Genomic DNA, 19708 nt, shown 5'->3' with positions numbered 1-19708 from the left:
TATGTAGGCAATAACTGTTGGCTAGCTTTAGCCACAGCACTTGTATAGGCGACTTGTTTATGCATAATAGTTTCCCCTTGCTTGAATCTTGTTCATTTTAGGTTCAAGATTGTCGGGTTAAAAACATCCATTACTCCAGATCAGAAATTGATGAGGAATTGAATGACAAACCAAACGTATCAAATGGCTCTCGTTTCACAAGACAGCTTAGACAGCTACATTCGTTCAGTGAACAGCTACCCAATGCTGAGCGCGGAAGAAGAGCGGTCACTCGCAGAGCGATTACATTACAAAGGTGAAATTGAAGCGGCGAAAGGGTTGATCTTATCGCACCTTCGATTCGTTGTTCACGTTGCTCGTGGCTATTCTGGTTATGGCCTGCCCATGGCGGATTTAGTTCAGGAAGGCAATATTGGCTTAATGAAAGCGGTGAAGCGTTTCAACCCAGAAGTTGGGGTGAGACTGGTTTCCTTTGCTGTGCACTGGATCAAAGCTGAAATTCACGAATACGTGTTACGCAACTGGCGCATTGTAAAAATAGCGACCACGAAAGCGCAACGTAAGCTATTCTTCAACCTACGCAAATCGAAAAAGCGTTTAGGCTGGTTTAATAGCGGTGAAGTGGAAGCGGTTGCCCGTGAGTTGGGCGTTGACCCGGCTGAAGTGCGAGAAATGGAATCACGCTTAGCCGCGCAAGATGCCACCTTTGAAATGTCGGCGGAAGACGATGATTCGAGCTCTTCTTACACGGCACCTGTGCTTTATCTCGAAGATAAGCATTCGGATCTTGCGGATAACATTGAAGCGGCGAATTGGGAGCATCACACCAACAATCGTTTAAGCTTGGCGTTGGCTAGCTTAGATGAACGCAGTAAACATATTGTGCGCTCTCGTTGGTTGGATGATCAAAAAGCTACGCTACAAGAGTTAGCGGAAGAGTATGGTGTCTCAGCTGAGCGTATTCGTCAGCTAGAAAAAAATGCAATGAAGAAGCTAAAGGATGCTGTCGGCGAGTTCTAATCACTGACTCATTGTGAAGCGCATTAAAAACCGAGATCGTAAGATCTCGGTTTTTTTATTTTTGATCACTTTAAGTGATCAAATTTTCAGCGCGCTGATTGTGGATAACTCTGTGACAAAATTATTCGTGAGCTGTCATCAAGTCGGTTAAATCAAGGCTTGAACACCGTTTTATATTTGGGGATATGTATTGTGTTACACACAGAAAAGTAAGGATCATCACTACATGTTGTGGATCTATTTCTCATTTACTACTTTATCAACGCAATCCACAAGATTATCCACAAGTGGCGAAAAAGTGATCAGTGGTGGATAACCTTATAAAGGCCGTGTACTTGATTGCCTTGGGATAGGTTACAATCAAATGCTAAAAATAAAACCAATCAGAGGAAGCGATGGATCAGTTTCAACATATCAATGCTCAAGCAGCACAAGCTTTAATGGAACAACATGATGCGCAATTAGTGGATATTCGTGATGCGCAATCTTTTGCGGTTGCACATGCAAATGGCGCATTCCACTTAACCAACGACAGCATGGTTTCATTTATGGAAAAAAGCGAATTTGACCAACCCATTTTAGTGATGTGTTATCACGGTATTAGCAGCCAAGGTGCTGCACAGTATCTGATTAACCAAGGTTTTGAACAGGTGTATAGTGTGGATGGTGGATTCGAAGCTTGGCATCGTGCAGGCTTGCCCGTAACCAGCAATTAGGATGACTTATGTTAAGACTGATCACGCTCAATAACCCAAGAATGGCGCAAGCCTTTATTGATTACATGGCCTCTCGTGAAATTGAGATTCAAATGATGCCGGAAGGGAGTGGTCAATTTGCGTTATGGTTACTTGATGAGCAACATCAGATTGAAGCCGAAGCAGAACTCAACCATTTTCTGCACAATCCAAATGATAGAAAGTATCAAGCCGCTTCATGGGATGTGGCTGAAAGCCGCAAAAGTCACTTTCAATATCGTTCACCGAGCATGTTGGCGATGCTCAAAGCCAAAGCTGGGCCTTTAACACTGGGCGTGATGATGGTATGCGCCATTATCTTTGCATTGCAGCAGTTTGGGCTAGCCAATCAAGTATTTTCCGCATTACATTTTCCTGCTTTGGCTGGGCAGCAATGGCAGATTTGGCGCTGGTTTAGTCATGCTTTACTTCATTTCTCTGTGCTGCACATCGTCTTTAACTTGTTATGGTGGTGGCAGTTGGGGGGCGATGTTGAAAAACGGCTTGGCTCATTCAAACTTGGACAGCTATTTTTAGTGTCAGCACTGTTGTCCGGTGCGGCTCAGTACTGGGTTGAAGGAGCCAATTTTGGTGGTTTATCGGGTGTGGTCTATGCGTTGGTCGGTTATCTATGGATGCTTGGTTGGAAAGCCCCTCATCTTGGCTTGCAAATGCCCAAACCCGTGATCGGTTTCATGCTGGTGTGGTTGGTGCTCGGGTTTGTACAACCCTTTATGGCGATTGCCAACAGCGCGCATTTAGCGGGCCTATTTTCAGGAATCGCCTTTGGATTAAATGACGCCAGCCGTCATCGAACTCGTTAAGCAAAACATCAATAGAGCGGCAATCGCTGCTCTATTGATAGATGTATTTAGTAAACAGTAGGTCAGCAATAATGGTTCGGCCTATTTCAGGCAGTAACACCGCGTTGAGCTCTGTGACCAACGTTTTTCTTAAATCTTCCCGACCTGCGAGTGATTTTATCGTCTCTTCGGTCTGTTTACCGAGTAGCTCGACGATGGCATCACGAATCAGTGGTTGATGCCGTTCAACGGCGGGTAAATCGGCGTCGCTGGATACCATCACGTCGATACGAACTTGGATGTAACCTAACTTATTTCCTTTAGTGAAAAAGTTGGTGGTGAGATCCGGCTCTAAGGTAAAGTACGCCAGCCTAGGCGCTTTTTCATCTTGTGCATAACTTGGTAACGCACAAAACAAGCTTAGAGCGATAATTATTTGGGCTACATAACGTTTAAGCATATTTCTATCTTTTCTTTAGTTGGTTCACGATACTCGAATCGCTTGAGTCTTGTTACAATAGAGCATCGGATTGTAATCAAAATGCTTATCTCGTTGTTTGGAATATACCGCAGTTGTTGCTTCCCGTTTTTACAAGCGGGTTTTTAACCTCCAACCGAGGGATTCTGTGAGTGAGCGCTTTTTATGGTTGTGTTAACCAAAAATGGACCTTTATTGTATGTTGATAAAGCCACTAATTGAATACTAGTATGAATCAATCAATTTCGCTCTATCTGTCTGCTTTGCGAGAAGTAATTTGGCAACAACCTGACGTTTTTTCTTTTCCTGATCAGGTTTCTCAGTCTTGGCTTTTAGAGCAAGGATCATTATCTCGCGTGTTAGAGGCGCAGTGTCAGCAACTGAGCGTTGAACTACTGCACAATAAGCTCGTTGAGGCAGAAAAATTACAGGGCGATGAGATGGCTCTGTTATCTGATGAAGCCTGTTTGTTACGTCAGGTTGTGCTGCGTGGTGATCAACAGCCATGGGTTTTAGGCCGTACTTTAATTCCTCAATCTTCGATGCTGGGTCAGCAATATGACTTAGCGCGCCAAGGTGATATCCCGCTTGGGTTAACGGTTTTTCGTGCTGAGCACGTTAAGCGTGACGCACTACAAGTGGGCTGGGCAATGATGGAAGAGGGGCCGTTGCTTGCACGCCGTTCACGATTATGGATGAATAATAAACCGATGTTAGTTGCGGAGCTGTTTTTACCCTTTTCACCGATTTACTCTAAGGAGAGAGTGTCATGACTTTGGTTAAGGCGCGTGCTTATTGGCAACTGATGCGCATGGACCGGCCAATTGGTTCTTTGCTATTGTTGTGGCCAACCTTATGGGCATTGATTTTAGCCGCGCAAGGTTTCCCCGATCCTAAAGTATTATTGGTATTCGTGTTGGGGGTGTTGTTGATGCGCTCAGCGGGTTGCGTGATCAACGATTTTGCCGATCGCAGAGTCGATGGACATGTTAAACGAACCAAACAGCGGCCTTTGCCTGCCGGGAGTGTGACAACCAAAGAGGCGATTGCACTGTTTTTAACGCTAGGTATCACTTCTTTCCTGCTGGTTTTGACCATGAATCCACTCACGGTTCAGCTCTCCTTTGTTGGTATCGCATTAGCGTTTGTTTATCCGTTCATGAAACGTTATACACACCTTCCGCAGTTGGTATTAGGGCTGGCCTTTAGTTGGTCTATTCCGATGGCATGGGCGGCGCAAGCCAACGAATTGCCAGCGGTGATGTGGGGGCTATTTTTGATCAATGCGTTGTGGACTGTGGCGTATGATACGCAGTATGCGATGGTTGATCGTGATGACGATATCAATATCGGAGTCAAATCGACCGCTATTTTATTTGGTCGTTTTGATAAAATCATCATCGGCATTTTACAGTTATTGGTACTGGCGTTGATGATCGCACTTGGTGGCTATTATCAGTTAGGGGCGAGTTTTTATTGGTCAGTATTGGCTGCAGCGGCTCTGTTTGTTTATCAGCAGCGTTTAATTCGTCATCGTGATCGTGATTTATGCTTCCACGCTTTTCTCAATAACAATCACGTTGGCATGGTGTTAACGTTGGGCCTGCTTTTTGCGTTTTGGTAAGTAGTTCACTAGTTTTTGTAAGTACTTCACGAATAAAGTAAAGGCATCCATTGGGATGCCTTTACTGTTTCTTACGACCGATTAGTTCGCTTGGCAGAGACTTTCTTGAATGGTTAAGCGAATTTCAGGATAGAGCATCGAGTAAAGTAGGCGTGCTAGCTGAACGGTTGGTTCTAAATGGCAATTGCCATCAACATCCAAATAGCCCTGCTCTTTGAGCGTGACAAATAGGGCGGAGAATACCCCTTTATCAAAAAACTCAGGGGCATTGATGCCATGCAAACGGCCAAGACGTTGTGCAATTTCTTGGCTTTTTTGCTCTAAATCAGATTTGCCCACTTCAGGGTTGGCAACCAATAGATTGAGAGCAATCGCGTAGCGTTGTAGGGTTTCTGAAATGGTACGACCGAGCAGCATCAACACTTGTGTTTTGGCTTGATTAATAGCCACGACACCCTCTTCTAGCGTTACTAATTGTTGACGTTGCAGTTCGTTAACGTAAGCGTTGACTACATCTGCGAGTTCATCTTGCGCAAAGCTTAAAAACAGCTCCTGCTTTAAGAAGGGATAAATCAGTGTCACACTGGCGGTTATCTGCTCTAGTGATAGTGTTTGCTGGCGGATCAACATCTGCGCAATCAGTGAGGGAATGGCAAACAGATGAATGATGTTATTGCGATAGTAGGTCATCAAAATCGACTGATTGCGATCAAGGGAAATAATCTCACCCATGGTATCGGATTCAATTACAAACTTGTCGAGCGACTGTGCGTGGTTAACCAGTTCTTCCGCACTGGCTTTAGGAACAGTGCAGGTTGCTGAGTAGCGCACGTTATTTAGTAGCGATAAATAGCAGTCGATTTGCTTAACCAAATTGTCACGAGCCAGTGCGCTTTGGCGTGAAGCAAGTAACGCGGTGGCACACAAAGTTAAGGCATTGGCCGCCGCCGCATCGTTAATGTGCGTCATCATCTTGGTGGCCAGTTGGTTAACAATAGGGTTGATCCACTGCGGCTTGGTGCTGCCCATAGGGTCAATATCTTGCGTCCATTCTGGCACTTGCTCGTTAAGGTATTGGTTCAGCGGGATCGGTTCGCCGAAATTGACATAGCCTTGGCCAAAATTACGCAGCTTGCGAATCGTGCGCAGCACTAAACCCGCATTTTCTTTCTCTTTACTTTTGCCGCGTAGCTCTTTGGCGTAAGTGCTCACTTCCATCACGTGTTCATAACCGATATAAACAGGCACGAGGGTCACCGGGCGGTTAAGGCCGCGCAACATGGCTTGGATGGTCATCGCCAGCATGCCTGTTTTCGCTGGCAGTAAACGGCCAGTGCGTGAACGGCCACCTTCGCTGAAATATTCAACCGAATAGCCTTTGGCAAATAGCTCGGCCAGATATTCGCGGAAAATGGTCGAATAGAGCTTATTGCCTTTAAAGCTGCGACGAATGAAGAATGCGCCGCCACGGCGGAAAATCGGACCTGCTGGGAAAAAATTCAAGTTGATTCCGGCGGCAATATGCGGTGGCACCATACCTTCGCGATACAGCACATAAGAAAGTAAGAGATAATCCATATGGCTGCGGTGGCAAGGGACATAGACAATCTCGTGTCCATCTTGCGCAAGGCGACGTACGGTGGCGGCATTATTTATATTAAGCCCTTGGTAAATGCGGTTCCATAACCAGCCCAGTATGCGTTCTCCTTTCTTGATTAAGGAGTAAGAGAAATCAGCGGCAATCTCATCCATGATGTCATGCGCTTCTTTGCGCGCTTTTTCGAGGGAGATATTGTTGGCTTTCGCTTGATCTTCAATCGCTTTTTCAATCGCTTGTGATTTAATTAGGCGGTTAAACAGCGCTTGGCGATTGGGCAAATTTGGCCCAGAAGCTGCCAGCTTTTGGCGAGAGAAATGAATACGAGCCACTCGTGCCAATTTATGCGCGATAGATTCGTCGGTGCCGTGTGAATCAGCCATATAGCGCAGTGAAACGACGGGGCTAAAGCGCACCATGCAATCGCGTCCAGCAAAAATTACCGCGAGTGCTTTTTGTGGGCCATTTAAGGCTTGGAGATAGGGTTTCTCTTGCCCCTCTTTACCTGGTTTACGTCCCCAAAGCACCGTCGCTGGGATCATTTGAACGTCCAATTCCGTATCAAACTTATGTAGCTCAAGCAGTTCAGAAAAAAGAGCGATAGAGTCACTAGGAACGTGCTGATCACTGCGCATCAAGGTTGGGCGCGCCGAGATGAAAACATAACGGGCAAAACTTTTGCCGTTTAGCTCAAGTGGTTGCAGCGGGTCAGGTAAACCCAGTTCTTTGGCGTGAGTTTGCAAGGTGAGCAAATCAACACTTGAGCGAAAAGGTAAGGCGTAAACAATCGGCTTGTGAATATCAATGCCGTGGTCTTCTATTGGATTAGAAGGGATCGCCGTGCCTTTGACCAACGCAGACAAAGGTAATTTTAGTAGTGAACGAGATAATGAGTGTCCAGAAGACATAAAGGTCGTCGCCTCAAGAATATTTCAATATGCTTAAGCGCATGTCCATTTCCCTGTGAGTTGATACTCAGAGAAATCGATATGCGCCGAAGCGGCTAGCTATTTTTGAGCCGCAAGGATACCAGAAACTGGTCAAACCTTTTAATCATTATTGTTTAGTAAAACAGCATCACTTGCGAGCGCGGTGAGTGAATCGGTGAGGTATTTATCGGTCGATTGCGGCATTTTTTGTAAATAGCCAAAAAATAAGCGTCCGCTCTTCCATTTATTCGATTACTGGATATACTCACAGTTAACTGTATAAACAGACAGGTGAGATATGAAGCCGTTAACGCCCCGCCAGCAACAAGTATTTGATCTTATCCGCAGTAAGATCGACGAAACCGGAATGCCACCGACTCGCGCTGAAATCGCACGCGAGCTGGGTTTTCGTTCCGCCAATGCCGCAGAAGAGCATTTAAAAGCACTGGCTCGTAAACAAGCGATTGAAATTATTCCGGGTGCCTCTCGTGGGTTGCGTATCTTACTTGAAGCTGCCAATGAGCCAGAAGATCTTGGCCTGCCTTTAATTGGTCGAGTCGCAGCGGGAGAGCCTATTTTGGCGCAAGAGCATGTCGAAGCGCATTACCAAGTGGATCCCAATATGTTTCGCCCTCAAGCGGATTTCTTACTGCGTGTGCAAGGCGAAAGTATGAAAGATATTGGCATTATGGACGGTGACTTACTCGCAGTGCATAAAACACAAGATGTGCGTAATGGGCAAGTGGTGGTGGCGCGTGTTGAAGATGATGTGACGGTAAAACGTCTAGAACGCAAAGGCTCTACCGTGTTATTGCACGCAGAGAATGAAGCGTTCTCACCGATTGAAGTGGATCTTAAATCTCAGCAGCTCACCATTGAAGGTGTGGCCGTCGGCATTATTCGCAATACCGATTGGATGTGATTTATTATTGAGATCTATTCTCAATAACTTGTTATTCTAACTGATATTCATTATCATCTTCCTTGTTGTTACATCGAGTTGCGACATAAGGAAGATGGTAATGCCTACCGATAAACATTCACTAACCCCACGTCATCATATTCCAACCAATTTAGTTCAACCGTTGTGGTTTCGTAGCCGCGAAAGTTTGGTTGATAACGGGTTAGTGTATGATCCGATCGCTGCAAAAGCCTGCCAGAGCTGTCACTTAGCCCCCGAATGTTTAAGCGGTGATATCGATCAAAAACAATTGCTGCATGCGACCTTAACGCAATTGTGCGATCAACAAGTGCGCGCGTTTATTGAGCGCAACCCTGATGGATGGATCATTAATGTCGGTGCAGGGTTAGATACCCGTTTTTATCGGGTAGACAACGGGCGTTGCCATTGGATAGAACTCGATATCACCGAAAACCTGCTGTGGCGGCAGAAATTGTTTCATCGCAGTGAGCGTTATCAACATGTGTGTGGCAGTGTCGATGATCTTCAGTGGTTGGATGGATTGCCTATTGCGGAATCCTCAGCCGTTTTAATCGTTTGTGAGCATGCGTTATTAGATTGTACGGCGCAGCAACTCACCTATTTTATCCGCGCATTGGGTTTGCATTTTTCTAATGCGGCGGCTTGTTTAATGCTGGCTGGAGACAAAACTGCTTCCGCTTTAGGTCAGAAAATGGGCTCAGGCCATTACGGACATGGTTTTGCTAATCCAACCGAAGCGGTACTCAATGTCTTGCCTTGGGCTTCGTCGGCAAAAACGTTTTCACCGCTCGATCAACATTGTGGCCGCTGGAAATTATGGCAACGTTGGTTAAGTAAGGTGATGGTTTACAAGCTGCGCTTAACACCCGTTTTAGTTTATGTCCGTTGGTGAGTAACCGCTAGCCGTCCTCCTATCACTCCGCTACACTTTGCTCTCACCCATGAGAGGTCAACGTGTTGCACTCTATTTTACGAACGTTATCGAATCGTTCCGTACATCGACAAGTGTTGCTACTGGCGATACCTATGGTGCTGTCCAATATTACCGTACCGCTGTTAGGTTTAGTTGATGCGGCGGTGATTGGTCATCTGGAACACGCTTGGTATTTAGGTGGGGTAGCACTTGGCGGTACGGTAGTCAGTGTCACTTTCTGGTTACTCGGTTTTTTAAGAATGTCGACCACAGGCCTTGCGGCGCAAGCATACGGTGAACAATCGTCACAAAAACTGGCGTTAGTCTTGTTGCAAGGGCTCTTGATGGCACTGGCATTTGCGTTGTTGTTTTTGATTCTGCATCGATGGATTGGCGATGCGATTTTTTCAGCCAGCAGTGCCAGTGAGCAAGTAAAGCAATATGGGTTGCAGTATTTTGTGATTCGAGCGTGGAGTGCGCCCGCCGCATTGGCCAACTTTGTACTGCTCGGCTGGCTGTTAGCCACGCAAAATGCCAAAGCGCCAATGTGGATGGTAATCATCACTAACTTAACCAACATCGCGTTGGACATTCTGTTTGTGTTGGGTTTCGGCTGGAAAGTGGAAGGTGCTGCGCTGGCATCGGTTATCGCCGATTATGCGGGCATGAGCTTTGGCTTACTGTGTGTTTGGCGCTATTGGTTGCGGCATCAACTCCCTTCGCCACTGCAGCTAGGTGTTTTAGTGACACAAGGTCTTAGCCGCTTTGTGAAATTGAATCGCGATATTTTCCTGCGTTCACTCTGTTTGCAGGCGGCGTTTAGCTTTATGACCTTTCAAGGGGCGGCTTTTGGCGATCAAACTGTGGCGGCTAACGCTGTCTTAATGAGTTTTTTGATGATGATCTCTTATGGCATGGATGGCTTTGCCTATGCGATGGAGGCCATGGTTGGCAAAGCGATTGGTGCAAAAAGTGAGGCGCAGCTCAAAAGTGCTCTGATCGGCAGTTTTTTCTGGAGTGCGCTAATCTGTTTAGCGTTAACGGTGATGTTTGCGGTGTGGGGATCGGCGTTGATCACGCTGATCACTGACATTAACGCAGTTCAGCAAGCGGCTAACCGTTATCTACCGTGGCTGGTGGCGATGCCGTTAACCGCGATGTGGTGTTTTTTATTGGATGGTATTTTTATCGGCGCGACCAAAGGTAAAGAGATGCGCAACAGCATGTTTGTCGCGATGTGCAGTTTTTTCAGCGTTTTCTATCTGGCTCAGTCTTTGGGTAATCACGCCCTGTGGATGGCGATGATCAGCTTTATGGCGATGCGCGGCATCAGTTTAGGTGTGGTCTTTATCTCACAATGGCGACGCGGTGTTTTTCTCACTTGATCACCGAATCTATCCCTAAGTATTTCACTTACTAGGTTACCAAAAAGAAAGCCGCACTCGTTAGCGGCTTTCATTCTATTAGCAGGCAGAATTAGGTCGATGATTAGAACAATCGATTCAGGCCATTTAACGCCGCCACGCGGTAGGCTTCGGCCATGGTTGGATAATTGAAGGTGGTATTGACGAAATATTCGAGGGTATTGGCTTCGCCTTTTTGCTCCATAATTGCCTGTCCGATATGGATGATTTCAGCCGCGCGTTCTCCAAACACATGAATACCTAAAATTTCTTTTGTCTCTCGGTGAAACAAAATTTTCAAGCTGCCGATATCTTTGCCAGAAATTTGTGCTCGTGCGAGGTGTTTAAACGAAGAGCGGCCAACTTCATACGGAATTTTGGCCGCGGTGAGTTCTTGCTCTGTTTTGCCCACTGAACTGATTTCAGGAATGGTGTAAATCCCAGTTGGAATGTCATCAATTAAGTGCCCTTGCGCTTGACCATGAGCAATCGCTTGAGCGACAAATCGACCTTGATCATAGGCTGCGCTCGCCAGGCTTGGGTAGCCAATTACATCACCGACTGCGTAGATGTGCTCCACCGAGGTTTGATAGTTACGATTGACGGCCAGTTGGCCACGTGAGTCGGCATTCAGGCCCACCGCTTTGAGGTTCAATTTGTCAGTGTTGCCCGTGCGTCCATTGGCATACAAGATACAGTCGGCTTTCATTTTTTTGCCCGATTGCAAATGAACGATCACACCATCGTCAGTGCCTTCAATCTTTTCATGGGTTTCATCATTACGAATCACAATTCCGCTGTTCCAAAAATGGTACGAGAGTGCATCAGACGTTTCGTTATCCAGAAACGACAGCAAGCGGTCGCGGGTATTGATGAGGTCGGTTTTGACGCCTAATCCGCGGAAAATCGAAGCGTATTCGCAACCAATGACGCCAGCGCCATAAATGATGATGTGGCGAGGATCGTGTTTAAGCGAGAGAATCGAATCGCTGTCGTAAACTCGTTCATGAGTAAAATCAACATCATCAGGTTGATAAGGGCGTGAGCCAGTCGCAATCACAAATTTGTCGGCGCTGTATTTTTCGATGCTGCCGTCAGCGTGCGTAACCGCCACGGTATTTTTGTGGGTAAACTTAGCGTTACCAAAAATCAGCGTACACTGATTGCGATCGTAAAAGCCTTGACGCAAGCGAGTCTGTTTATCAATCACAGATTTAGCATGGCCTAAAATATCAGAGAAGGTGAGATGAATGCTGGTGTTGTTTTTACAAAACAGAGGGTTACTGTTGAATTCGATGATGCGGCTGACCGCATGGCGTAACGCCTTGGAGGGAATGGTGCCCCAATGGGTACAACCTCCGCCAACACTACTCTCTTTTTCGATAATGGCGACATTAAACCCCGCTTTAGTCAAACCCATTGCGGCGCCTTCTCCGCCTGGGCCGCTACCAATTACGATGACATCGAAGTGGTTTTGGTTCGCCATACTCTATTCCTTGTTGTATTTGTTTAACATTGCTGTAGCGAGATTTTAACTGATCCATCAGTGCGGTAAACGATGTTGCCATCAGAGAGTGGAGAGGATCACGCTCGAGAGGTGAAAATGCCACTTTATGTTATTGCTTTGCCCATCTTACTGTGGCGAGTGATTGAAATTAGGTTAGGTGACTGTTTAATTGGTCACTTTGTCCAAAGAGGCGATGTTGTGGCTTAGACAACGTGCTCAATCACGTTATAGTATGGCTCAGATAGTAAAAGAGAAGCGACTTAATATGAAATCGATGGGAATTCGCGCATTACAAAAAGAAAAAACACGTCGTTCATTGATTGATGCAGCATTTAGCCAATTAAGTGCCGATCGGAGTTTTTCTAACTTAAGTTTACGAGAAGTGGCCCGCGAGGCGGGGATTGCGCCCACCTCATTCTATCGACATTTTAAAGATATGGATGAGTTGGGTTTAACCATGGTTGATGAAGGCGGTTTACTGCTGCGCCAATTGATGCGCCAAGCACGGCAGCGCATTGTCAAAGAGGGCAGTGTGATTCGTACGTCGGTTGAAACCTTCATGGAATTTATTGAAAGTAGTCCCAATGTGTTTCGCCTATTACTGCGAGAACGCTCAGGTACTTCTTGCGAGTTTCGTGCCGCGGTAGTGCGAGAAATACAGCACTTTTCCGCAGAGCTCACAGAGTATTTGATGACGACAGGCATGGGTCGTGACGAGGCATTAACTCAGGCCGAAGCTTCCGTTATTTTGGTGTTCAGCTCCGGCGCTGAAGCTTTAGATTTAGATCGACGTGAGCGAGATGAGCTTGCTGAACGTTTGATCATGCAGTTGCGAATGCTAGCCAAAGGGGCATTTTGGTATCGCAAAGAACGTGAACGTAATCGGCTCAAAGGGGGGATAGAGTAATGTCGAATGAAAACAACACAACCCATCGTGGTTCGGAAAGAAAAACACTTGTGCTAGCGCTCATCGCAGGTATGTGCGGCGATGCCTTATTGTCTTGGGTAACCATTAGCCAAGTTCCGTTCTCCATTTTCCCACTGATTGCATTAGTGCTTTCTGTGCAGGCGTTGTATCAAGAATATTTGCGCCATCCGGTGGCGGAAGATCTTCCATTGGTAGCGCTTGCCTGTTTCTTTGTCGGTGCTTTTGGTCATTCGGCATTTATCAAAGCACAATATCCAGATTCTGGTTCTAACTTTTTCGCCATTCTCGTACTGCTGTTGTTGCTACTCTGGGTTGGAAGAAAATTGGGTTTTCTTGGTCGCCATCGCGCCGACTAAGTCATCAATGACTAGGTAGATATAGCGTGCGATGTGACCGTCATCCAAGCCTATCAAAGACATATCACAGGGATGTAGACGCCGTTTTCTTGTCATAGCGTCATGCATCCCGCTGCCACGTAATCGTTGTAAGTGGCGATAGCCGTTATCGGTGCGTTTTTAAATACGATGCGAAATTGCTTTGAACGATATTCGGTAAACGTAATTATTGCCAGTTAGCTGGAATTCTTTGTGCACACTAGGGCTCCAAGAATCATCACCACCCACGCCCATGTGCTGATGGTCTAGGCGCACATAAATGGTTTTTTCTGCCATTAAATCACAGGTGTGTTTTGCTTTTGCCAGCGTCTGTTGAGCATATTGACTGACACTAAATTGGAAATCGCCAGATATCGCCAGTTCGTTCACTTGCAGCCATTGAGTTCCACAACGTAAGCCACTGTCGGTTGGGAAAATGTACGGAGTGTGCATCTCTTCTAGCGTTTGCGTGTGCAAGCCAAAACGTGCTGCAGATAGGCGGTCTGGGTAGTTCTCAAACGGACCTAAACCTTGCCAAGTGATTGGTGTACTCTGCTCATGCAATGGCAATTGCAACTCCAAGCCGATACGTGGCATGGGTGGTAGATCATCGGCAAGTGTCACATCAACGGTCAGCTGCATTTCGCCACTGTTTTTCAGCGTATGCGTCCAAGTGGTGATGGCTTGCACGGCACCGTTGAATTGGTAAGCGAAAGTTGATGTTACTTGCACGGCATGCGCCAACATGTCGCTATGGCAACTGACACATTCGCGTTTCCATTGGCCAATACCAGCCATATCCCAACGGCATACCCAAGCGTTTGGATCTACGTTATCCACTTCACTCACACCAATATCGTTATCCAGTGGCGCACGGAAGAAGTTATCTTGCGGTGCCGCCAGCATTTGCGCTTTGCCATCGACTTGCCAATCAATCATCAAGCCTGTTTGACTATCCCAGCACCATTGATGCTTCTCATTTAGGCTGGTGACTACGATCATGCCTTTTTGCTGGCTTATCGCTGGGGCTGGTTGCGTTTCCAATTTAGGCATGGCGAGACCTGCGGTATTGCGTAGCGCAAATTGCTCAGAAGCGCTCACATGTCCCGCGGGTGCCCAAAGTGTTTCAGCCACTAAGGTGATGTCAGTATTCAAGTGGTATCGCGCTTCTGTTTTAGGTGTAAATTCAAAAGCAATCTCTACGGTTGCTTGGCTATCGGCTTTGATGTTCAGCACAACAGAGCCAGATTGAATCAATTTGCCATCTTCCAAAAGTGACCAGTTCAATTGCTCGTTGTCCGTTGCACGAAATAGGTTTTCGTTAGTTACTAATAGATGACAGAATCCTTTCGCTTGTTCTTGCAGCGACACGCGAATCATACGCTGGCAGTATTTGGCTTCTTCCAATGTTGGATGCATAGTGCGATCTGGGAAGATCAACCCGTTAATGCAGAACTGGCGGTCATTGATTTTATCGCCAAAATCGCCACCGTAAGCCCAGAAGTGTTGGCCGTTCTCGTCCCATTGGCTCAAGCCTTGGTCTACCCAATCCCAGATAAAGCCGCCTTGAAGGCAAGGAAACTCGCGGAATGCATCCCAATATTCATTGAAACTCCCCAAACTGTTACCCATCGCGTGGGCGTATTCACATAAGATCAGTGGGCGAGTTTCGTTGGGTAGAGAAATCCATTTTTTGATTGGCCATTTTGGTACTGCTTCATCTGCAATCGTTGTATTCACACGGGCGTACATAGGCGCAATGATGTCGGTTGCTGCGGTATTGGCACCGCCACCTTCATATTGAATAGGGCGTGACGGATCGTAGTTTTTCGACCAAGCGTACATCGCATTGTGGTTGCTGCCGTGGCCAGACTCGTTACCCAAAGACCAGATGATGATAGAAGGATGGTTTTTATCGCGCATCACCATTTGGGTGTAGCGGCTCATGTATGCGTGCGTCCATTGTGGATTGCTCGAAAGGCGATTCATCGGCTGCATGCCATGGGTTTCGATGTTCGCTTCATCGCACACGTACAAGCCGTATTGGTCACACAGTTCGTACCAACGAGGGTGATTTGGGTAGTGCGCTGTACGTACCGCGTTGAAATTGTATTGCTTCATCAAACAGATGTCGCGGATCATGTCTTCTTCTGTCATCACATGCCCAAGCTCTGGGTGATGCTCGTGACGATTAACGCCACGGATCAGCAAAGGCTTGCCGTTGAGTTTCAACTGACCATCAGTGATTTCCACTTTGCGAAAGCCCACATGATAGGCTTCACTCTCCAGATGCATGCCGTTTTCATCTAATAAGGAAATGACTAGGCGGTATAGATTCGGGGTTTCTGCGCTCCATTTGTTTGGCTCACGAACGTGCAATGTTTGAAATACCACGTCATCGTATGTGCCTCGCTCGTCAATACGGCGGTTGTGTGGGCGATCAATTCGCGGCTCAGTCACTGCGCATTCACCATCAAAGAGCTGCACTTGCACTTGGTAACAATCTGGCGCTGAAATGTGCGTCACGATTGATAGTGAACCATCGCGGTAACACGCATCCAAATCTGGCGTGACGAATACATCTTCAATGCAGTGTTGCGGTTTAGAAAGCAGAGCTACGTCGCGGAAAATACCACTTAGCCACCACATGTCTTGGTCTTCTAGGTAGCTGCCATCACACCAACGCATCACCATCACGGCAAGTGTATTCTCGCCAGCCACTAGGTAGGGTGATAAGTCGAATTCGGAAGGCAAGCGGCTATCTTGGCTGTATCCCACCCAAGTGCCGTTGCACCATAGGTGGAATGCTGAGTTTACACCATCGAAGATGATGCGCTGGGTATTGGTAAGATCGGCTTCTGAGCGGGAAATCGTAGTACGGTAACAACCTGTCGGGTTTTCGGCTGGTACGAATGGAGGGTTTACTTCAAACGGGTATTTTACGTTGGTGTAAATTGGTTTGTCGTAGCCTTGTAGCTGCCAGTTGGAAGGAACCGTTATTTCATCCCAGTTCGTGTCATTGAATTTGGTTTGAATAAACTCGCCTTCGACTTGTTCTGGCGAGTCGAACACTTTGAATTTCCATTGGCCATTCAGCGATTGACGTTGGGCGTAAACGCCGTCACGGGCATGGTCAATATCTCGGTAACTGGAAAGTGGGCTGTGTGCTTTTAAGCAGTGAATATTCACTGATTGTGGGGTTTCCCAGTCACGTCGTTGGAGAATATCTGAAAATGCCTTCATGGTTTTCCTACTTGATTTTTTGTTTCTAACCGTGTTGAGCTACGGTAGTGAATACCGTAATGGATGACTTTTTTGCTTTGGTAATCGATGCTAACGCGGCCAAAAACAGTGCCATACATAGAGTAGCTAATCGTTTTATTTTTTGAGTCCTAGCTTGCTACTCAGTGTAAATAAAATGTGGAAACGTTTCCATTGTGGAGTTTACATTTTCATAGTAATAACGGATTTATTCTTCTTTCGTGTGATCATCCTCTCTTGAATGTGTTTTTAAGCAATTTTAACGGCGAGTGATGAACTTTCCTTGATGAGATTGGCTTTGGATCTGACGTTTATATCAAAATCAATCTGTAAACGTTCCCATGCATTTAGTTTGGCTCACCGATTATTTTGTTCTATTCATTATGATGCGATGTAATTTCCTGCTTCAAAGTCAGGCAAAATGACAGATAACCATTGATTGAATTAACCGGTGGGCAGGCTCTACTGATTGTAGAATTGGGTGAGTATGCAGAGATTCTGCATTGGGGACAGAAGGTAAGCGGCGATCTCAACGGTTATCGTATGGGCTCTGCATCGCCCGCCCTGATTAAATCGTTAGTCAGAGCGAGCAGCATAATAGGTAATGTTGTCAGTACGAATGCGTGAAAGCCGATTAAATCGAAATTTAAATATCGATTGAAAGTCTTATTTAATCTTCTCCAGCATCACACCTGCTTCCATGTGGTGGGTAAATCGAACCTTTAATCCGCCAAAGTCTATAGAGTTATATTTTTTAAAGTTAACCACCTGATTTTCTTTGTTTTTTGTAATCGTGTTGTCCGGTGAAGTCCAAAGCCGTACAATAGAAACTCGACGTTTGCCGTACCCCACGCCGTACCCAGAGCCGTACCCAGAAATGCAGAGGTTTTCCAACGATGCCGAAACGAATCAGTACCAATGCAACGTTGCAAGCATTGAAGCCACAGGATAAGGAATACTCGATCCCCGATAAGAAGGTCGAAGGATTGAACATTCGAGTTCGTCCAACAGGCACAATGACTTGGATCTTTCGTTTTCAAGTAGGGAAGAAACACGAAAAAATCTCGATGGGTCGATACATGAAGATCAAACCAGAGCGCGGGATGACATTGGATCAGGCGCGAAAGGAAGCGGGTCGTTATCGTAGTTGGCTGGAGAATGGTAAGAACCCAAAGGTTGAGTTGGATATCGAGAAACGAGCGCAAGATGAGGCGAAGACCTTTGACGATGCGTTTATTAGCTTCGATGAAAAACGTCTTTCAAAACAACTTCGTGGTGACCAGTCGAGGACCATTTACTATCGAGATATCAAGCCGATTCTCGGTAGCACCAAATTGGCTGATTTGAGCATATATGACCTCAACCGGGTCTTTGATGCGAAGGTCGATAAAGACGGTAAGCGTATGGCGGGGGCTATCGGGGTTTGTCATAAAATCATCAATCAAGTGATTAACCATGCCCTAGCACTAAATATGCTCGATACTCATCCTGCACCACAACTGAAAGCAAAAGACGTTGGTGGCGGCTCTAAAGTCACAAAACGTAATTTAAGCTTTTCAGAGTTAAATATTCTGTTAACGAGTATGCCGTCATGGCGTACAGATCCCTCGAACATCCGTTTAATGCAGTTCCTACTTGGTTGTGGACAGCGTATCAGTGCCGTACTGGAAATGCGTTGGAGTGAATTAGATTTTGATGAGGGAATTTGGCTATTACCAGCCAGCTCAGAAGAGCGACACACTAAAAGCCAAGATGCACGTAAAGTACCTTTGAGTGGCTACTTGTTTGCACTTCTAAAAGAGCAGCGTGACAGTGTGCCAAGTAAGTGGAAATTGGTATGGCCCCAGCTAATGGTCGATAAAGTGCAAGAACCTGCGGCAGTACGGGCATTGATCAAACGTAATCTACCTACCGATTTTGAGCGCTTTTCACCTCATGACTTGCGTCGTACCTTTATCAGCCGTTGTAGTGAAATGGGGTTAGATATCGTAGCGATTGAAAAAACAGTCGGCCACCAGCTTCCAGGTATGCTCAGAGTCTATAACCATCACGATTATATTGATGAGCAGTTGAAGGTTCTGGAGGCATGGGGGAACAAGTTGCAATCGCTAATGGAAGCGAACGTCCACCCATTACCTTCAGCTAAGATGGCCTAATTTAGTCTTTGCTTTACGGTCAGATTAACCGCTCTTTATGCATAGAGTAAGAGCGGTATTGCTTGATTAAGATTTAGCTGATGCGCGTCCGGTCTTTTCTCTAAACTGCTTTTGCTTCCAAGCCTTCATCATCTTATACATAACGTCATTACTGGTTATGAACCGTTCTTCGCTACGAGATGAACTTTCAGCATTCGATGAACTTTTCCTTTTATTTCTTCGTCTATTTGGGTTGGGTATTTTATCTTGATCACATGTGAATAAGGTGTCGAGTAAGGCAATGTTGCTATTGTAATACTGCGTTGCTAACACGGGTTGTATCAAGTGCGGTAGAAATTCCAGCTTGGATTTGATGTAGTTATAAATCCATATGTTCTGTGCTTTGTTTTTTGGTTCTATCCAGCTGTAGTTTGGATTCAAGTGATGACTTATGTAGCGCCATTTCTCTTTTAAAATGCTCATGAGATTTTCTTTCGCAGAGGCTTTTGCATCCCATTGGTCAAAAAAATCATAGACAAGTTCCAATGCTTCAGCACTGTTAAGCGGTAACTTATTTAATCCTGAAATATGATATGGATTTCTTTCTTCATCATGTAAGTGCCGTAAGCAGTAGCGTACGGCAAATTCGTAACTAAATGCTCGTTCTTGGTCATCTAAATCGTCGGTTCTTGTTGAAAAAAACCTCAACATTGACCAAACAAAGTAGACCATTCTATCTTCATTTTTTTCGATCCAACGAAAGGAACGGTTAGGCAATAAGTGCTTTATTGCTTGCTCATTCATCTTTTCTATTTGGCTATCAATTTTCGTATGCACGTTGTTGATTGCCATATTGATCTTTCGTTGTAACTCTTCTTTATCTTCGCTTTCTACGCTGTATGAGATGTCTGTGTTTTGAGAAATATAGAACAGTGATCCGCACCACCAGTTTTGGACACCTAATTAAGTGAGTACAATCACTAATGAGGTGAACCATGACAAACAAGAAAAAACGTATTCTCCATTCTGCTGAATTTAAAGCAGAAGCACTGAAGCTAG

General features: G+C 45.9%; 17 protein-coding genes and 1 pseudogene. 12 read left to right on the top strand and 6 right to left on the bottom strand.

The genetic code is table 11. The features are described 5' to 3' along the window. Positions 1-162: 162 nt before the first annotated feature. The 3 genes from rpoH to glpG all read left to right on the top strand — a co-directional run bounded on the left by rpoH (position 163) and on the right by glpG (position 2578). On the top strand, positions 163-1020 hold the full coding sequence (gene rpoH / locus EXZ60_RS16140) for an RNA polymerase sigma factor RpoH (protein WP_013855491.1): 858 nt from the start codon (positions 163-165) through the stop codon (positions 1018-1020). Positions 1021-1415: 395 nt separating this feature from the next. Then, entirely contained in the window at positions 1416-1736 is a 321-nt protein-coding gene (glpE, locus tag EXZ60_RS16135) for a thiosulfate sulfurtransferase GlpE (protein ID WP_010316900.1), read from the top strand. Positions 1737-1744: 8 nt separating this feature from the next. Continuing rightward, positions 1745-2578 (top strand): rhomboid family intramembrane serine protease GlpG, encoded by an 834-nt coding sequence (gene glpG / locus EXZ60_RS16130; RefSeq protein WP_064624135.1) that lies wholly within the window; start codon positions 1745-1747, stop codon positions 2576-2578. A 31-nt stretch (positions 2579-2609) separates the two neighbouring features. Here glpG and EXZ60_RS16125 read toward each other — a convergent pair whose 3' ends face one another. Next, a complete protein-coding gene (locus EXZ60_RS16125) occupies positions 2610-3017 on the bottom strand; it encodes a flagellar basal body-associated protein FliL (protein WP_013855488.1) in 408 nt (135 codons plus the stop codon). A 236-nt stretch (positions 3018-3253) separates the two neighbouring features. Between EXZ60_RS16125 and EXZ60_RS16120 the strand changes: the two genes are divergently transcribed. Together EXZ60_RS16120 and ubiA are read left to right on the top strand one after the other, a co-directional pair. Further along, a complete protein-coding gene (locus tag EXZ60_RS16120; protein WP_013855487.1) occupies positions 3254-3808 on the top strand; it encodes a chorismate lyase in 555 nt (184 codons plus the stop codon). After that, positions 3805-4659: a 4-hydroxybenzoate octaprenyltransferase gene (ubiA, locus tag EXZ60_RS16115; protein ID WP_088720706.1), complete on the top strand. Its 855-nt coding sequence runs from the start codon at positions 3805-3807 to the stop codon at positions 4657-4659. The genes EXZ60_RS16120 and ubiA overlap by 4 nt, the downstream gene beginning before the upstream one ends. 81 nt (positions 4660-4740) lie before the next feature. Here the strand turns inward: ubiA and plsB are convergent, their stop codons facing one another. Beyond that, complete coding sequence (gene plsB, locus EXZ60_RS16110; protein WP_277435960.1) at positions 4741-7164, bottom strand: glycerol-3-phosphate 1-O-acyltransferase PlsB; 2424 nt, start codon at positions 7162-7164, stop codon at positions 4741-4743. Positions 7165-7483: 319 nt separating this feature from the next. On the opposite strand from plsB, the gene lexA reads away from it, so the two are divergent. The 3 genes from lexA to dinF all read left to right on the top strand — a co-directional run bounded on the left by lexA (position 7484) and on the right by dinF (position 10426). Next, positions 7484-8107 carry a transcriptional repressor LexA gene (gene lexA / locus EXZ60_RS16105; RefSeq protein WP_026028591.1) on the top strand — a complete coding sequence of 208 codons (624 nt, stop codon included), beginning with the start codon at positions 7484-7486 and terminating at the stop codon, positions 8105-8107. 94 nt (positions 8108-8201) lie between these two features. Continuing rightward, the gene (locus EXZ60_RS16100; protein WP_017044869.1) at positions 8202-9020 is read left to right on the top strand and encodes a class I SAM-dependent methyltransferase; all 819 of its coding nucleotides are present in this window, start codon (positions 8202-8204) and stop codon (positions 9018-9020) included. Positions 9021-9082: 62 nt separating this feature from the next. Further along, positions 9083-10426, top strand: a complete 1344-nt coding sequence (dinF, locus tag EXZ60_RS16095) for an MATE family efflux transporter DinF (RefSeq protein ID WP_277435959.1) — start codon at positions 9083-9085, stop codon at positions 10424-10426. Between the two features lie 103 nt (positions 10427-10529). Here the strand turns inward: dinF and sthA are convergent, their stop codons facing one another. Further along, positions 10530-11930, bottom strand: coding sequence for a Si-specific NAD(P)(+) transhydrogenase (gene sthA, locus EXZ60_RS16090; protein ID WP_017048582.1), 1401 nt, complete (start codon positions 11928-11930; stop codon positions 10530-10532). A gap of 286 nt (positions 11931-12216) precedes the next feature. Between sthA and fabR the strand changes: the two genes are divergently transcribed. Both fabR and EXZ60_RS16080 read left to right on the top strand, forming a co-directional pair. Further along, a complete protein-coding gene (gene fabR, locus EXZ60_RS16085) occupies positions 12217-12858 on the top strand; it encodes an HTH-type transcriptional repressor FabR (RefSeq protein WP_017048583.1) in 642 nt (213 codons plus the stop codon). After that, positions 12858-13235 carry a YijD family membrane protein gene (locus EXZ60_RS16080; protein WP_017044864.1) on the top strand — a complete coding sequence of 126 codons (378 nt, stop codon included), beginning with the start codon at positions 12858-12860 and terminating at the stop codon, positions 13233-13235. Before fabR ends, EXZ60_RS16080 begins: the two co-directional genes overlap by 1 nt. Positions 13236-13250: 15 nt before the next feature. Here EXZ60_RS16080 and EXZ60_RS16075 read toward each other — a convergent pair. Together EXZ60_RS16075 and EXZ60_RS16070 are read right to left on the bottom strand one after the other, a co-directional pair. Continuing rightward, positions 13251-13405 (bottom strand): annotated as a pseudogene (locus EXZ60_RS16075) (substrate-binding domain-containing protein); the annotation flags it as partial. Next, a complete protein-coding gene (locus tag EXZ60_RS16070) occupies positions 13395-16496 on the bottom strand; it encodes a beta-galactosidase (RefSeq protein ID WP_277435958.1) in 3102 nt (1033 codons plus the stop codon). The gene EXZ60_RS16070 and the pseudogene EXZ60_RS16075, both read right to left, overlap by 11 nt. Positions 16497-16949: 453 nt before the next feature. Here EXZ60_RS16070 and EXZ60_RS16065 point away from each other — a divergent pair, with 453 nt between their 5' ends. Both EXZ60_RS16065 and EXZ60_RS16060 read left to right on the top strand, forming a co-directional pair. Beyond that, a complete protein-coding gene (locus EXZ60_RS16065; protein ID WP_081245252.1) occupies positions 16950-17141 on the top strand; it encodes a hypothetical protein in 192 nt (63 codons plus the stop codon). A 269-nt stretch (positions 17142-17410) separates the two neighbouring features. Continuing rightward, entirely contained in the window at positions 17411-18670 is a 1260-nt protein-coding gene (locus EXZ60_RS16060; RefSeq protein ID WP_277435957.1) for a site-specific integrase, read from the top strand. Between the two features lie 66 nt (positions 18671-18736). On the opposite strand, the gene EXZ60_RS16055 is transcribed toward EXZ60_RS16060, so the two are convergent. Next, complete coding sequence (locus tag EXZ60_RS16055; protein WP_277435956.1) at positions 18737-19501, bottom strand: hypothetical protein; 765 nt, start codon at positions 19499-19501, stop codon at positions 18737-18739. Positions 19502-19708: the final 207 nt, after the last annotated feature.

Origin of the sequence: Vibrio sp. 1151_11, assembly GCF_029478525.1 — a bacterium.
GTDB lineage: Bacteria > Pseudomonadota > Gammaproteobacteria > Enterobacterales > Vibrionaceae > Vibrio > Vibrio anguillarum.
This window is presented reverse-complemented; position numbering and strand designations above follow the sequence as displayed.

What these genes read in the sequence shown, in the direction of transcription:
- EXZ60_RS16125 (WP_013855488.1), bottom strand. Translation starts at nt 3,017, where the DNA reads ATGCTTAAACGTTATGTAGCCCAAATAATTATCGCTCTAAGCTTGTTT.
- lexA (WP_026028591.1), top strand. Translation starts at nt 7,484, where the DNA reads ATGAAGCCGTTAACGCCCCGCCAGCAACAAGTATTTGATCTTATCCGC.
- EXZ60_RS16080 (WP_017044864.1), top strand. Translation starts at nt 12,858, where the DNA reads ATGTCGAATGAAAACAACACAACCCATCGTGGTTCGGAAAGAAAAACA.
- ubiA (WP_088720706.1), top strand. Translation starts at nt 3,805, where the DNA reads ATGACTTTGGTTAAGGCGCGTGCTTATTGGCAACTGATGCGCATGGAC.
- plsB (WP_277435960.1), bottom strand. Translation starts at nt 7,164, where the DNA reads ATGTCTTCTGGACACTCATTATCTCGTTCACTACTAAAATTACCTTTG.
- glpE (WP_010316900.1), top strand. Translation starts at nt 1,416, where the DNA reads ATGGATCAGTTTCAACATATCAATGCTCAAGCAGCACAAGCTTTAATG.
- EXZ60_RS16055 (WP_277435956.1), bottom strand. Translation starts at nt 19,501, where the DNA reads ATGGCAATCAACAACGTGCATACGAAAATTGATAGCCAAATAGAAAAG.
- EXZ60_RS16060 (WP_277435957.1), top strand. Translation starts at nt 17,411, where the DNA reads ATGCCGAAACGAATCAGTACCAATGCAACGTTGCAAGCATTGAAGCCA.
- EXZ60_RS16070 (WP_277435958.1), bottom strand. Translation starts at nt 16,496, where the DNA reads ATGAAGGCATTTTCAGATATTCTCCAACGACGTGACTGGGAAACCCCA.
- sthA (WP_017048582.1), bottom strand. Translation starts at nt 11,930, where the DNA reads ATGGCGAACCAAAACCACTTCGATGTCATCGTAATTGGTAGCGGCCCA.
- EXZ60_RS16100 (WP_017044869.1), top strand. Translation starts at nt 8,202, where the DNA reads ATGGTAATGCCTACCGATAAACATTCACTAACCCCACGTCATCATATT.
- fabR (WP_017048583.1), top strand. Translation starts at nt 12,217, where the DNA reads ATGAAATCGATGGGAATTCGCGCATTACAAAAAGAAAAAACACGTCGT.
- rpoH (WP_013855491.1), top strand. Translation starts at nt 163, where the DNA reads ATGACAAACCAAACGTATCAAATGGCTCTCGTTTCACAAGACAGCTTA.
- glpG (WP_064624135.1), top strand. Translation starts at nt 1,745, where the DNA reads ATGTTAAGACTGATCACGCTCAATAACCCAAGAATGGCGCAAGCCTTT.